At 37.6% G+C, this 16081-nt stretch carries 11 protein-coding genes and 1 riboswitch; of the genes, 10 read left to right on the plus strand and 1 reads right to left on the minus strand.

Going from position 1 to position 16081, the window contains the following annotated elements; genetic code table 11:
• Nucleotides 1-541: 541 nt before the first annotated feature.
• The 7 genes from K9N40_10330 (at nt 542) to K9N40_10360 (ending at nt 10416) form a co-directional block, all read left to right on the plus strand.
• Nucleotides 542-1471 (plus strand): GxxExxY protein, encoded by a 930-nt coding sequence (locus K9N40_10330; protein ID MCF7814863.1) that lies wholly within the window; start codon nt 542-544, stop codon nt 1469-1471.
• A gap of 150 nt (nt 1472-1621) precedes the next feature.
• On the plus strand, nt 1622-4324 hold the full coding sequence (locus K9N40_10335) for a valine--tRNA ligase (GenBank protein ID MCF7814864.1): 2703 nt from the start codon (nt 1622-1624) through the stop codon (nt 4322-4324).
• Between the two features lie 68 nt (nt 4325-4392).
• Entirely contained in the window at nt 4393-5892 is a 1500-nt protein-coding gene (locus K9N40_10340) for a choice-of-anchor J domain-containing protein (GenBank protein MCF7814865.1), read from the plus strand.
• A gap of 124 nt (nt 5893-6016) precedes the next feature.
• Complete coding sequence (locus K9N40_10345) at nt 6017-7747, plus strand: fibronectin type III domain-containing protein (GenBank protein ID MCF7814866.1); 1731 nt, start codon at nt 6017-6019, stop codon at nt 7745-7747.
• 28 nt (nt 7748-7775) lie between these two features.
• Nucleotides 7776-8282, plus strand: coding sequence for a DUF1232 domain-containing protein (locus K9N40_10350; GenBank protein ID MCF7814867.1), 507 nt, complete (start codon nt 7776-7778; stop codon nt 8280-8282).
• Nucleotides 8282-8872 (plus strand): RdgB/HAM1 family non-canonical purine NTP pyrophosphatase, encoded by a 591-nt coding sequence (gene rdgB / locus K9N40_10355; GenBank protein MCF7814868.1) that lies wholly within the window; start codon nt 8282-8284, stop codon nt 8870-8872. The genes K9N40_10350 and rdgB overlap by 1 nt, the downstream gene beginning before the upstream one ends.
• Before the next feature lie 191 nt (nt 8873-9063).
• Nucleotides 9064-10416: a phosphomannomutase/phosphoglucomutase gene (locus K9N40_10360; GenBank protein MCF7814869.1), complete on the plus strand. Its 1353-nt coding sequence runs from the start codon at nt 9064-9066 to the stop codon at nt 10414-10416.
• Between the two features lie 165 nt (nt 10417-10581).
• Here K9N40_10360 and K9N40_10365 read toward each other — a convergent pair whose 3' ends face one another.
• Nucleotides 10582-13611 (minus strand): hypothetical protein, encoded by a 3030-nt coding sequence (locus K9N40_10365; protein ID MCF7814870.1) that lies wholly within the window; start codon nt 13609-13611, stop codon nt 10582-10584.
• A 111-nt stretch (nt 13612-13722) separates the two neighbouring features.
• Between K9N40_10365 and K9N40_10370 the strand changes: the two genes are divergently transcribed.
• From K9N40_10370 to K9N40_10380, 3 genes are all read left to right on the plus strand, one after another.
• Nucleotides 13723-14493, plus strand: coding sequence for a class I SAM-dependent methyltransferase (locus K9N40_10370; protein MCF7814871.1), 771 nt, complete (start codon nt 13723-13725; stop codon nt 14491-14493).
• Between the two features lie 46 nt (nt 14494-14539).
• A riboswitch (FMN riboswitch) is annotated at nt 14540-14695 on the plus strand.
• A 110-nt stretch (nt 14696-14805) separates the two neighbouring features.
• Nucleotides 14806-15897 carry a bifunctional diaminohydroxyphosphoribosylaminopyrimidine deaminase/5-amino-6-(5-phosphoribosylamino)uracil reductase RibD gene (ribD, locus tag K9N40_10375; protein ID MCF7814872.1) on the plus strand — a complete coding sequence of 364 codons (1092 nt, stop codon included), beginning with the start codon at nt 14806-14808 and terminating at the stop codon, nt 15895-15897.
• Between the two features lie 17 nt (nt 15898-15914).
• On the plus strand, nt 15915-16081 hold a 167-nt coding region (locus K9N40_10380), incomplete at its 3' end, for a riboflavin synthase (GenBank protein MCF7814873.1).

The following is a 16081-nucleotide window of genomic DNA, read 5'->3' on the forward strand; positions in this document are numbered from 1 at the left end:
AAACAGATCACAGAGATCCTCAGGGCAATTTCCAGTTTCCTGTTCGTGATAGTAAATTGTGTTTTTTATCGAGTTGTAGAGAATAATCATGTTTATAATATACTGCAATGTAATATTTTAATAAAAATAAATGGGGGGGTAGAATTATCGTGAATAACTAAAAAACAATTCATCCCGATTTTCTCTATCATTTTTTATCTCCCGAGAAAATTTATTTTCCGAATCTGATGTTTAAACGGCAGGTGTCAAATGGTTTTTTTTAATTATTTTATTCAGAGTCGTTTACAAAGCTTCAGCAGGTTTATTTTTTATTATTCAGAATAGTTAAGCTCGCTTTGATAGAAAATCTCAAATGAAAATACTTTCACATTCCAGATCTGGGATGATAATTATATATTTTTTTATTTGAAGATACTTCGTTATGAAAATTGGAGTTGAGAGTGAGCTCCACAAAGGAATTTCCAGAATCCATTTAGTACAAATCATTTGACATTCAAAACATACTCCAGAATTTGAAACCGATAAAAAATTGGATGGTGAAATGAGTATAAAATCTGAATCTTATGAGAACATAAACTTTTGTCAGCAGTGCGGTTCCAAACTGCAGCTGCAGGACGATCACGAGAAAAAACTGCGTCTTAAATGTTCCAATTGTGGATTCACATTTTACAAAAATCCCATTCCTGCTTCTGCCTGTGTTATTATTAATGATCAAAATAAGGTGGTTGTCATCAAACGAAAATTTGAGCCGAATGCCGGCGGCTGGGCACTTCCCAGTGGCTATGTCGAGATCGATCAAACTCCCGAAGAATGTGCCGCAGAAGAAATGCAGGAAGAAACCGGTCTGATTGGTGAAGTAGAAAAGTTTTTAGGTTATTATACCGATCATTCTCCCATCTATGAAAAAGTAATTTCTTTTGGCTTTCTGATGAAAGTGAAGGAAGGTGAGCTTCGTGCCGGTGATGACGCTGCCGAAGCGCGTTATGTGGATTGGGATGATCTGCCCGATATTTGCTTCCCATCGCATAAATTTTTTCTGCAACAAGCAATGAGGATAAGCCGCGAAGGTCACGAAAAACCACTAAGCTTTGATACTGAATTGTTGTATAAAGAAGAAGTTTATGAAATTGTGGGAGCTGCAATAGAAGTGCATAAGGAATTGGGAAATGGTTATTTGGAATCAGTTTATAAAGAAGCAATGGAAATTGTTTCCCAAAAAAGAAAAATTCCATTTGAAACTCAAAAAAAAATCCCGATTCATTTTAAAGGAACAAAACTCGATAAAGAGTTTGTTGCTGATTATGTTGGATATGATAAGATTATTGTTGAATTCAAATGTATTCCCAAACTTACCAAAGTTGAAGTAGCTCAGATAATCAATTATCTAAAAGCTACTGGCATGAAAGTTGGTGTATTGATCAATTTTAGAAGTAGGGGAAAACTGGAATGGAAACGATATATTCTAACATAACTTTTATGTTATAATCGAAATAAAATTGAATAAAATATGATAAATGAGAACACATTTCTTAATGAAACTTGGTGTTCTTAGTGGCAAATAAAACAAGAAACCAAATCTTCGTGGAATTTGGTGTTCTTAGTGGCTAAAAAGGAAATAAAAATGGAAATAAATAAAACTTACGAACCACAGAAAATTGAGAAAAAGTGGTATAAATACTGGTTGGATAATGGATTATTCACACCGGAAATTGATAAGAATAAAAAACCATACACGATTTTAATTCCACCACCAAACGTAACTGGTATTTTGCACATGGGTCACGTTTTGAATAACACTTTGCAAGATGTTATGATACGTTACAAACGAATGACTGGAATTCCTACGTTGTGGATTCCGGGAGTCGATCATGCTGGAATTGCTACGCAGAATATGGTTGAAAAAGAACTGGCAAAAGAAGGTAAAACACGCCACGATATCGGCAGGGAAGAGCTGGTTGAACGCGTTTGGAAATGGAAAGAAGAAAAGGGCGGACGCATCATCGAGCAGCTGAAGCAGCTTGGTTGTTCCTGCGATTGGACGAAACAGCGTTTCACCATGGATGAAGGCCTTTCCGATGCAGTTAAGGAAGTTTTTATCAGTCTCTATAAAAAAGGTTTGATCTACAAAGGAAAGCGCATAATAAATTGGTGTCCGCGCTGCGTTACTGCGCTGGCAAACGATGAAGTTGATTATGAAGATGATAAAGGCCACATGTGGCACATAAAATATCCATTTGTAGAACCTGTCTTCCTGAGCGGAGTAGAAGGAGAACAGAAGATTGAATATCTTACTGTTGCAACTACGCGTCCCGAAACAATGTTGGGCGATACAGCTGTTGCTGTTCATCCAGACGATAAACGTTATAAACAACTGGTTGGGAAGATGGTTAAATTGCCTTTAACTGATCGTGAAATTCCGGTAATTGCAGATGAATATGTAGATAAAGATTTTGGCAGCGGATTTGTGAAAATAACTCCAGCGCACGATCCCAACGATTATGAAGTTGGAATTCGTCACAATTTGGAACAGATCATCGTGATGGATGAACATGGAATAATGAACGAAGAAGCTGGAAAAGAATTTACAGGTTTAAATAGATTTGAGTGTAGAAAAAAAATCGTAAAAATGCTAAAAGAACAGGATCTGCTGGAAAAGATCGAAGATCACGATCATTCGGTTGGGCAGTGTTATCGCTGTGATACAGTGATCGAACCGTATCTTTCCGATCAGTGGTTCGTTAAAATGAAACCATTGGCAGCTCCAGCTATTGAAGCTGTAAAAGATGGCAGAATAAAACTTCAACCAGAACGCTGGACCAAAGTTTATTATCATTGGATGGAAAATGTTCGTGACTGGTGTATTTCCCGTCAGATCTGGTGGGGTCATCGCATTCCGGCTTATTATTGTCTCAGCTGTGGAAAGATGATTGTAGCCAAAGACATGCCGGATAAATGTCCGGATTGCGGACATGAGAAATTCCGTCAGGATGAAGATGTACTTGATACCTGGTTCAGCAGCTGGCTGTGGCCTTTCAGCACGATGGGTTGGCCCAAACACACGGAAGAATTAGATTATTTCCTTCCCACAAATCTGTTGATAACAGCTCCCGGAATTATTTATCTCTGGGTTGCCAGAATGATAATGAGTACGCTGGAATTTCAGAATAAAATTCCTTTCGATACTGTTCTGCTGCATGGAATGGTACTGGATGAACAGGGCAGAAAAATGAGTAAATCTCTGGGAAATTCTCCCGATCCAATCCATATAATTGAAGAATATGGGGCAGATGCTTTACGTTTCAGCATTATCTTCAATACACCAAAAGGACAAGATAGTTATTATTCCGAATCAATTCTTGAGACCGGCAGGAATTTTGCCAATAAGATCTGGAATGCTTATCGCTTCATGATGATGAACGTAGAAAAGATCGATAAAATACCTGAATCTGTCATCCTGAGCGGAGTAGAAGGATTAAAACTTGAGTTAGCAGACAAGTGGATTTACAGCCGATTGAACCAGGTTACAAAAGAGATCACAGAGCAATTGGAAAACTTGCGTATGAACGATGCAGCTTCACTTTTGATGGATTTCATCTGGAAGGAATTTTGCAGCTGGTATCTGGAGCTTTCCAAAGATAGAATTTATAATGAACAAGATAAGGAAGGACAGCTTACTGCAAAATACATTTTGCTGGATGTTTTCCAAACTTCCATGCGTTTACTGCAGCCATTTATGCCATTCATCGCAGAAGAGATCTGGCAGGGAATCAGAGAATTTTTCCCGCTGAAAAGTGAGAGTATTATCGTTGCAGATTTCCCGAAAGCAAATCAAGCAATGATCGATGAGAATATCGACAAAAACATGGAATTCATTCAGGAAACTATCACAGCTATTCGAAATCTCAGGAAGCAGGTAAACCTTGCTCCGGGCAAGGAAGTTGGCATTTCCATCAAAGTTGCATCAGAAGATCAGATAAAGCTCTTGAATGATTATCAGAGTTATTTTGCCAAACTTGCCAAGATTACTGATATGGATATCGCAGTTGATCTTTCCAAACCGAAATCATCTATCGCAGCTGTTGTTCAAAATATTGAGATTTATCTACCTTTGGAAGGTTTGATCGATCTTGATGCAGAACGTTCCAAACTGGAAAAACAGCTGGAAAAACTGGAAAAAGAATTGAAGGGCATTTCCGGAAAACTGAAAAATAAGAAATTCCTGGAAAATGCTCCTGAAAAGATTGTCGAAAAAGAAAAAGAGAAGTTTACTGAGATCGAAACAAAAGTTATCAAAACTCGTGAACTTCTGGATGGATTGAAATAAATATATGCGGGAGAGAACTCCCGCATTTTGTTTTTTATATTTACCAAAAAAAATCAGGAGAAAAAATTATGAAAAAGTCCCATTTAGTAGTATTGATCGCAATGATCTCGTTATTGTTGTCCAGCTGCTTCGACAGCACCTCTTCCGATCCCAAGCTTAATCAACCCACTGATTTCACGATCACTCAGCAAGATCTTACAGAGTTTGTTTTGAACTGGAGTGAAAACAGTAAAAAGGAAGACGGTTATAAAATTGAACGTAAATTTGACAATGAAGCCTGGCAGGAAATCGCTGATCTTGATGAAAACACGGATACATATCTGGATGATATTTCCGTGAGCAGAGAAAACTGGGAAATGGTTTACTACAAAGTTTATTCTTACGAAGGTGATGACACCTCACTTCCGGCAGAAGCAAATACTGCCATTGATTTTCCAGCTCCAACGAATTTAACAGCAACCTATTCCAATGATATTTTACTGGAATGGACCGATAATTCCGATGGGGAAGAAGGCTTTGTAATAGAAAGAAAAAAGAATACGGAAGAATATCAGGTAATTGCAACCACTGCTGCTAATATTGCAATTTACGTGGATAGCGATGTGCAGGCTGAAAACATTTATTATTACAAAGTTAGCGCATTTGTTGGCGATTTTCAATCGAGCACTTCCAATGAAGTTATGATCTCAACCCAGTCTAATCCATTAATGGCAGATTTTGAAGCTGATGTAACTTCTGGCTTTGCAACTTTAACTGTAAATTTCTCTGATCTTTCTACCGGGAATGTGATTTCCTGGGAATGGGATTTTGGCAACGGAGAATCATCTTCAGAACAAAATCCAACCGTACAATACACCGAAGCTGGAACTTACACTGTTGGTTTAACGGTTTATGATGGAATTTTTCAGCACACAGAAATTAAAGAAAACTATATAACTGTAGAAGAATCAGCAGGAATTTTCCAGGATGGATTTGAAAACTATGACGATTTTGCAATCGACTTTTCACCGTGGACAAATGTAGACGTAGATGGTGCAAATACTTATGGAATGACAGGTACTGCCTGGCCGAATGCATATGATCCGCAGGCTTTTATCATCTTCAATCCAGCTGAAACTGTTCCGCCCGTTACCGATGCCGATCCTTACAACGGCGATAAATATGCAGCTTGTTTCTCTTCCGCTTCTCCCACTTATCAGAATGACGATTGGCTCATTACACCTCAAATCTCTTTAGGAAATGGTAACATTCTTTCTTTCATGGCAAAATCTTATACAGATGAATGGGGATTAGAAAGATTCAATGTTTGTGTTTCTACAACTGGAACTGATCCTTCTGATTTCACGATAATTTCCGATGGTCCTTATCTGGAAGCTCCCACAGCCTGGACGAATTTCAGTTTCGATCTTTCCGATTATGATGGACAGCAGGTTTATCTGGCTATTCAGTGTGTTTCCGCAGATGCTTTCTTCTTAATGATCGATGATGTTCTTGTTTCTGATGGCACTGATTTCATTCCGACTTCAAGTCCGGTTGTGAATGGCAGAAATGTAAAAACAGAAAAATAAAGATTATTTGACAGAAAAAAAACTATTAAATTTGATGCGGAAGTAAGTTAATACTTCCGCATTTTTTGTGCGAAAGTGAATACTTTGATTTAGTACTTTCCAGTCGGGGAGGAAGGAGTAAAAAATGAGAAGAATTATCTTCATTAGTTTTATTATTTTATTATTTATATCCTGTGCAGAAAATCCCAATGACCCTGATGAGCCTTTAGAAGCGCCTTCCGATCTTATTTTAACTCAACTTAATATCCAAAGTATTTTATTGGATTGGCAAGACAACAGTGATGACGAAAATGGTTTTAGAATAGATCGCAAAATCGGAAATAATGAATGGGAAGAAAATTATCGAAATCTCCCTGCAAACACTGTTTCAATCATCGATTCTCAGTTAACTATATTTGACACTTATTTCTATCGTTTATGCGCTTACGATGCTGATGATTTTACGGATCAAATAGTTGAAACTATTGACTTCAGAGATATTGATAGCTTGAACGCTCCTTCCAACCTGGTGTTAACACAAGTCAGCCCTGAATCAATTAGCTTAAGTTGGCAGGACAACAGTTCACAGGAAGAAGGTTTCAGAATCGAAAGGAAGATCGGAGATAATGATTGGGAAGAAAATTATCATATTTTGCCGCCGAATATTCACTATTTCTATGATGAAAATTTGGATATAATCGACAATTATACATATCGGGTTTCAGCCTTTATAGGAGAAACTTATTCTGAATATATTGAAGATGATATCGATTTCTTTTTTCGGGATCTGTATGTAATTCAGCCAATTTTTACCGGGCAGCTGCATTTCGCATATAATGAACCCATATCATTTGTAGTAGAACTCCTGGATTCTAATGGTGAAATAGTAGATAGAGATTATGAAGTCTGGTTTAAATATTTGGTTTGCCCTGATGGTATGAATATTAACAATCAGGTTTTTGGTGTAGGAGATTCGCTTTCAGTTCTTTCCAACGATGGTTTAGTAGCTGTTACTTTGAATGCCGGTTCTCAAGCCGGAACTGCTGCAATAGAGATTTCTGCGGTTAATGTGCAAAATAATTGGATAAACACTATCAGATCTAATATTATTGTGCATTCTGGAATTCCTGAAAATATAGAACTATCTCACAGAGGTATCAATTCCGGACAAAACATGGGCGCAGGTGTTTGGCAGATCGAAGTCGCTGCTATCATAAATGATGAATATGGAAATCCCTATGATTATGGAACAGCAGTCTGGTTTTCTCTGGAAGATGCTCAAAATTCCGGAATAGATCCGGATTGGGCTGTAATTGGTGCAGCAGCTTACATTGGAAATGAAAATGCAAATGGTGATTCCACGGCAGGCGTTGCATATACATATTTGAATTATGAAGGCTCACATACAAATGATAGTTTGCTGGTTCATTGCGAAGTTGCACTATCAACCGGTTATTTTGAAGAAACTTTTTCTATGAACGTTCCGCTCCAATTTGGAGTTATTGATATAGTCGCCACTGGCGACCCGATAGTTTGGACACCCAATACAGTGGAAGACAGTTTAACAACAAATTTTACTGTATTAATAACTGATGAACAGAATAATTCGATAAATAATCAACAGATTTATTTTTCTGGAACTCACGGTCATCCTGTTGATATGGGAACTGATGAGGATAACAATGCATTTACGGAATTAACTGGAGTTGCACCAAATTCTTTTGGTCAAGTAGCCAAAGAGTGGACTTTTTACATATATGAATGTCCTCCACCTGCAGGAAACATCCCGGGAACTACTACAGCTACAATTACTATGTTTATTCCAGGAGCTGATGTACAAGAAGATATTCATATTACACTTTACAGATATCCATGATTTTTTTATTAAGAATTTGGAGGTAAAAATGGGAAATAAAAAAAAAACTGAAATTGTAAATAATTCAGGAAAAGAAAAAATAACAGAAAGAAAACTGAAATTTTACGAAAAATTGCGTGAAAAAATTTCCGGTTTCACAAACCGCAAAACTGGAGTAAAAGGCAGTAAAGTATTGGAATATGTTCTGGCTTTGCCAGATTTTTTCATTCTGCTTTGCCGGCTTACGGTTGATAAACGAGTTAAGACTTCACAGAAAGTTTTGGTTGGCGGCATCATTGCCTACGTAATGTCTCCAATCGATCTGATTCCCGATTTTATTCCTGTTATCGGTTATGTAGATGATGTTGTGCTGGTAGTTTTCGGTTTGAATATGATCCTGAATGATCTTGATCCTCAGGTTTTATTGGATAACTGGAGTGGAAAACAGGATGTGCTAAAGTTAATGAAAAAAACAACTGCTGCTGCTGAAGATATTTTGAGTAAAAATATACTTTCCAGAATAAAGAAGATTTTAGGAAAATTGGACAGGAAGTAATGAAACTACTCATCGCCACGCGTAACAAAGATAAAATAATCGAGATAAAGGAGATCTTAAAAGATCTGGATGTTGCGATAATCTCTGCTTTCGATATTCCCGGCATGCCGGATGTGATCGAAGATCGTGATACGATAGAAGGAAATGCGATCAAAAAAGCAGAAGAATGCGCTGCTTTTTCAGGGTTAAATGCTTTAGCAGATGATACCGGACTTTTTGTGGATGCGCTTGGTGGAGCACCTGGGGTTTATGCTGCCAGATATGCTGGAGAAAATTGTACATACAAAGATAATCGAGTTAAAATGCTGCGCGAAATGACAGGTAAAACCAATCGTAAAGCGCAGTTCAGAACTGTTGTTGCTTTTGCATCTCCCAAAGGAATCATTGCAACTGCCGAAGGAAAAGTTGACGGCGAAATAACAAATGAAGAAATTGGAACAGGTGGCTTCGGCTACGATGCGATCTTTAGAGCTACAGAAACAGGAAAGACGTTTGGTGAAATGAGTCAGCAGGAAAAAGAGAAGATAAGTCATCGGGGAAGAGCTTTCAGGAAGATTTTGCCGGAAGTTGTGGAAATAATTAACAACTAACTAAACTAACAAATATAATAATATAATTTTATTTTACATACAAAACAAAGCTCCCCTTTGGAAGGGGAGAAGAATCTGCACTCAAATGCAGATTCAGTGGGGTTTCTCAAAAAAAAATCTAATATGTGTTGAACCCCCTTTAAATTCCCCCTTAGTAAGGGGGACAAAAAAACGAATAAGGAGAAACGATAATGGTAAATCCAAGTATTTTTAGACAATACGATATCCGTGGAGTTGTAGATAAAGACCTTTCAAATGAAACACTTTATCTAATAGGAAAAGGTTATGGAACCTATTTACGCCGTTTAGGTGGAAAAACTGTTTCCATAGGCGGCGATATGCGTCTCAGCACACCAGCTTTCAAAGAAAATTTCATCAAAGGAATGCGGGAAGTCGGCATTGATGTTACAGATATCGGAATTTGTGCTACGCCGGTTTTGTATTATTCAATCTGGAAATTGAAAACCGATGGTGGCATAATGATAACTGCCAGCCACAATCCGGCTGAATATAACGGCATAAAAATGAATCAGGGCTTGCAAAGTGTTTATGGAGAGCAGATCCAGGAAATTTTGAAACTTATCCAGAGCGAAGATTTTGAAAGTGGGGAAGGGAAACTTGCTTATAACGATGAAATGGATGAGTCTTACAAGGATTATATTGTAGATAACATAAAACTCGAACGATCTGTAAAAGTAGTCGTAGATGGTGGAAATGGAGCCGGAGGGCCGTATTTGCCGGAAATCCTGCGTCGTTTGGGCTGCGAAGTTAAAGAAATATACTGCGAACCAGATGGAACTTTTCCCAATCACCATCCCGATCCTACCATAGAAAAGTATATGACCGACCTAATTGATATTATGAAAACTGGCGAATATGAAGCTGGTCTCGGTTTGGATGGCGATGCCGACAGGATTGGAGTGATCGATGAAAAAGGTAAAATGCTGTATGGAGATCAGATATTGAATATAATTGCGCGTGATTTCCTGAAAGATAATCCTGGAGAAAAAGTGATCGGTGATGTGAAATGCTCCAAGAATTTCTTCGATGATATAAAGAAACATGGTGGAATTCCCATCATGTACAAAACAGGACATGCCAATATCAAAAGTAAAATGCAGAGAGAAGGTTTGAAAATGAGCGGAGAAATGAGCGGACATATTTTCCTGAAAGATCGCTATCTGGGCTTTGATGATGCCATTTATGTTTGTGCCAGATTCGTGGAAATCATGAGTAAAACCGATATGCCCGTAAGCCAATTTCTGGCAGATCAACCCAAAATGTACAACACACCGGAGATCAAATATCCCAGTACCGATGACGGCAAATTTGAACATGTGGCACGAGTGCGTGATTCGTTTATAAAAGAAGGTTATGATGTGAACGATATCGACGGTATGAGAATCACTTTTAAAGACGGTTGGGGACTTTGTCGTGCTTCCAACACTACGCCGGTTCTGGTGCTGCGTTTTGAAGCAGAAACTGAAGAAAGGTTGGAAGAAATTCAGAAACTTATTACAGATAGAATTGAAGAAATGAAATAGAAAATTCAAACCTTGCGAAGCTTTTAAAACTTCTTGTGGAGATTGAGCTTCGCAAGGTTTTTTCTCGAAACTGGGTTTTCTCTATTTCGTTCCCAAAGAGACTTTGGGAAAGAGAAGACTCCCTTCTCATGGATAGGAGAAGGGTAGAGGATGAGGTTTATTTTCTTAAGGTTTCACAATCACTGCAATTCCATTTTTCCCATCTATCTTGATTTCAAGCGGTTTATCAAATTCCATGTGATGAAAGAAATCACCGGAAATTTTCTTATTTCTACACATCAACCAGTCCAAATCTAGAAAATCATTTTTGGAAGCAAATGGAACACTGAAATAGCCAACATTCATCGACATTAAGTTGTGGAAGAAGTGAGTTCCCTGCGAAGCATCGACATTAAATCCTTCAATTCCAACTTCTACAATAGCTTTGGCATTTGAGATCTGACTCCACATCACCGGAATTCCCAGAAAACGATCTCGCGATCCCCACCTGCCCGGACCGATCAGCAGATATGGCTTATTCTCATTTTTTAATGTCTCGTTTATTGCTTCGATCTCCTGCTGCATGATCTCAGTTTTTGTGTTATCAAACTTTTCCTGATCGAAAACCACAACGTTTTGGATATTTTCAATAACTCCGTTTCCCATGGCATGTTCACTGAAAAGCAGTAACTCATTTTTATCATATTTTTCAGGATCGATCTGCACAGATTCAGTTTGAATTTTCATTGGTCGAATCTGCAGAAGATAAAAAATATGATTTTCTTTTTTCAGATCCTTACTCAATTTGACGGCAAATTCGATCTCGACAGGCACTCCCATCGCTTTTTTGCAGATTTCCAGAACATTTGATAAAATTTCTCCCAACGGAAAATATCCGTGTTTTAGAATGTTCGGGAAATTAACAATGAGCGGACCTTTATTATGAAGCCCGACTTTCAAAGAATTATTTTCATGATCCCACACAGAAACCAAATGCTCCAAACTGCCATTATCTCTTAAATCTCGCAGTTTTACCTGAACTATCTCATCCTCGCAATTTTCATCATCAGCATTCAAATTTACAGCATAAAGCTTCTTCTGATTGTTGCGGATCATTTTCTCCATTGGAAGTATTTCCAATTTGGGATGGCGGGGACTGAAAAGATAAACGCTTTCTCCATCAACCACCGACTTTCCCAGACCAATGGCAAATGTTGCAATTCCATCGGAACTTTTCAGGTAGGAAGTAGGATAATAATTGTATGATTGAGCTACACCGGAAATATGTGGATAGTGCAAGCCTTCAAAGTTGGAGCCAACAATATTTTGAATTATTACAGCCATTTTTTCTTCTTCTACTTTATAATTTATGTTCCTGATATATTGTCGGGCATCTTTCAAATAGATAGATGCAAAAACTTTTTTGATAGCATCCATCAGTTTTTTCAGGCGAACATCCAGAGATTCATCACTATTGGTGAGCATGTAAGTATTATAAACACCCGCAAATGGTTGCGATTGGGAATCTTCCAGCAATCCAGATGAGCGTACTGCTAATGGATATTTTGCTGCTCGAAGAAGTTGTTTCAGTTTGATCTGCAATTTCCAGGAAAGTTCTCCTTTCAAGAACACATTTTCGATCATCACATCAGAAGCATTGATCTTCTGCAGAGCAGATACTGCATCATCTTTATCATGCCAGTTATTCAGCATTTTATTGCGATCGAAATTAAGATTTAGTATAGCTTTCTTAATTTTATTCTTCTCCATGAAAGCATCGAATTCGTTGGTTCCAATGATGAAAGTTTTGGGCGTTCTAATCGTAATATTTTCATACCAGTTATCCATTTCTGTAGCATGGATCAGCGAATTTAAGAAAGCCAGACCGCGACCCTTACCTCCCAATGAACCTTCACAAAGACGAATTATCTGTCCTTCCGGATCGATGGTAGAGCTATCAAATTCTATCACTTTACCTTTATTTTTGGCTAAACGTAATTCTTTAAAAGTGGAAAATAAGAATTCACGAAGTTCTTCCGGGTCTTCGAAAGATTCCACCTGCATCGGTTTTAATTTTCTGGCAGCTTTTATTTCACCGTGAGCAATAAGCCAGGCAGAGAAATTATTTCTTTTGGCATGGTACAGTATTGAATCAGCAGGAATTTTGGGCAACAGTGCTTCAAATTCCAGCATGTTGGAAGCCCGTGCAACTTCTTCATTTTTATTATTTTTAAATATCAAATCACCAAATCCAAGATTTTGCAGGATAAATTTTCTTAGATCCAACAGCAGTGTTTCAGAGTTTTTATGAAGGAAATTTGCCCCGAATTCTACTGCTTGAAGAGTGTTATCTACTTCCGAAGATTGCAGCATTAAAGCAATATCGAGATTTTCCTGTTTTATTTTCTGCATCAATTTCATTCCGGCAAGTTCATCTATATCCCCATTTTTGGGATATTTCACATCAGAAATAACGCAGATCAATTCATCGCGATAACGTTCAATAATTTCAACAGCATCTTCATAATTGTGAACGAGAAGAACTTTCGGTCGAACCCGCATTCTGCGACGTTTATTCACGATACTCAATTCGGCTGAGATCAATCTTTGGGTTTGATTCATGATCTCTGTATATAAAATCGGCAGGAAACGCGAATAATAGCGCACGGAATCTTCTACCAGAAGAATCACATTTACCAGTCCGTCTTTTGTGTCTCTGTCCACGTTCATCCGATCTTCCACATGTTTTATCATAGCCAGGAAAATCTTGCTGTCTCCATTCCACAAAAAGACATCATCGATGCATTCCATTTTTTCGGAATGGCGATTCAGATATTCGATATCGGATTCCATGTTCAACAGCAATAAAACGGGTATATCCTGATAATTCTTTTTAATTTTTTCCGACATCTCAAAAGGAGATATTTCTCCAATTCGCCTCATAGTGATAACCAGGTCAAATTCATTTTGATCCAACATCTTGAGTGCTTCAATTCCGGTGGGAACGCTGGTGATGCGTGGAATATTTCCTAAACTCAGTTGATCAAATTCGCCGAAAAACTGCTCCGATAAAATACCGTCTTCCTCAAATATAAAGGCATCGTAATATGTACTTACAAGAAGGATGTGATTGATCTTATTGTGCATCAGATTGTGATAACTGTTGGTCGAAAATTTTAATTTTTCAAAATAGTGATCAAGATTTTCCAATTTCATATTCCCTCATTTCTACTCGAAATTCATCTTACAATTACTTTCCAAATAGAATGAAGCTATTTTTTTGTAAATAAGAATTGACCTGTTTGGGCAAATACTTATCAGAAGTTCATGAAAAAAATTCAGTATTCAGATATTTATGATTGGGAATTTGAGATGATCTGTACTCGGCAGAAACACGATATAAAATTGTGGAAAAATCTGGCAGCCATTTATGGTGGGCAGATCCTGGAAATATGTTGTGGCAGCGGCAGAATCACGCAGGAATTGGCAGCGGTGGAATTTCAAATAATTGCTTTGGATAATTCTGCCGAAATGCTGACTATCCTGGAAAAGAAGAAATTGGATAACGTTCAAATCGTTCTGGCAGATATGAGAAATTTCCAAATTGATAGAAAGTTTAAGTTTGCCTTCATCAGCTATTCGTCATTCCAACAACTTCTTACTCAGGAAGATCAGTTCCAATGTTTGAATGCGATCAAAAGACATCTTGCGAACGATGGGGTTCTGGGAATCGATATCAATCCTCATATTTTGGAAGGACCTGAAACCACCGAAAATGAGATCGCTTTAATCGCAGATTATCCACCCAATAATTCCAGAATAACCATGTTCTCTTCCTATCAAATTGATCGAAAGAATCGAATTAAACACTGGAAAGATAAATATGTTGAAATTGATAAAACAGGTAATAAGCACGAATTTACAAATGAAATCTCACTTAAAGGTTATAATCGCAAGGAAATGGAAAAATTGTTTAATCTTTGCGGATTTGAAATTGTAGATGTATTCGGTGATTTCGATGGGGGAAAGGTGACAAAGGAAAGCTGGAATCATATTTACTTGTTAAAAAACTTTCTCTTGACCAAAAAAGACAGCTGATTTTTCTGCAAACAGATGTTGAATAGTTTTAGTGAGACAGCATCAAATCTATCTTCGGGGCAGGGTATAAATTCCCGACCGACGGTGAAAGTCCGTGAATCCCGATGGAATTGACTCAAAAGGAACGTTGAGTTAAGAGCTTCGAGATTGATTCGGTGAAATTCCGAAACCGACAGTACAGTCTGGATGAGAGAAGATAGGGAAAAGTGAACAAAACCACTTTTCTGTAAGCCCCGATGAACGGGGTATTTTTTTTTGTCTATTCATCGGAAATTCTCTCCCCAAAACCTTATGCTCCATTGGAGTTGTTAATTGAAATATATGAAGTTAGCTTTGCAGCTGGCAGAAGAATTTCGTGGCAAAACCAGTCCCAATCCGCTAGTTGGAGCTGTTGTAGTAAAAGCTGATAAAATTGTTGGAACAGGAGCTCATCAGTTTACTGGAGGACATCATGCCGAAGTTTATGCTTTAGAAGAAGCGGGAAAAAACTCACTAGGAGCTACTTTATACGTTACTTTGGAACCTTGCTGCCATTACGGAAAAACTCCTCCCTGCACAAAAAAAATCATAGAAACAGGCATTAGCAAAGTTATTGTAGCAACTCTTGATCCCAATCCACTGGTTTCTGGAAAAGGAATTCAGCAACTTCAGGAAGCTGGAATCCAAGTGGAAGTTGGACTTTGTGGACAAGAAGTTAAAGAGCAAAATGAAGTTTTCTTTAATTATATACATACAAAGAGACCGTTTGTTATAGCCAAAGCAGCAATTTCTCTGGATGGAAAAATCGCCACAAAAAATGGAGATTCCAAATGGATATCAAATGAACTATCAAGAAGAAAAGTTCATGAATTGCGTTCTCATGTAGATTCAGTCATCATTGGGAAGAACACACTCTTGAAAGATGATCCAAGACTCAATGTAAGATTGGAGGAAGAATCGGAAGGTCCGCAGAAAATAGTTTTAATGCCAAATTTGGATATTCATTTCGACCTGTTAACGAAAATGAATATCTACAAAAAATCAATCTCAAAACCTTTACTTATTGTTTGTCACAGATCAAAAACTAATAATAAGATAATATATGATTTTTCCCGAAATAATATTAAGTTAATTCCAGTTTCAGGAAAAGGTAACGAGTTAGATCTTAAAGAGCTTTTAATTGAACTGGGCAGGATGAAGATCACAAGCTTACTTTTAGAAGGTGGTAGTGAAATTTATTCGTCTTTTCTCAGTGCCGGACTGATTAATAAATTTCAAATATTCCAAGCACCCAAAATAATCGGTAATGATGGAATTCCCTTTATGCAAAATCTGAACATTGAAGCAATGGATGATGCCATCAAAATGAAAAACTCAAAAATCGAAATGTTAAACGATAATATACATTGGGAATTGATTCCTTAGGAAGACGAGGAGAGATAATGTTCACTGGAATAATTGAAGAAATTGGCAGAATCGAACGAGTCATAAAATCAGGATCAATGAGTTCTATTTCTATTTCATGCAATAAGGTTTTGGATGATATAAAATTGGGAGACAGCATAGCGGTAAATGGTATATGTTTAACGGTTAACTCTTTTGATAACAA

This window comes from Candidatus Cloacimonadota bacterium (assembly GCA_021734245.1).
In the GTDB taxonomy this organism is placed as follows: Bacteria; Cloacimonadota; Cloacimonadia; order Cloacimonadales; family TCS61; genus B137-G9.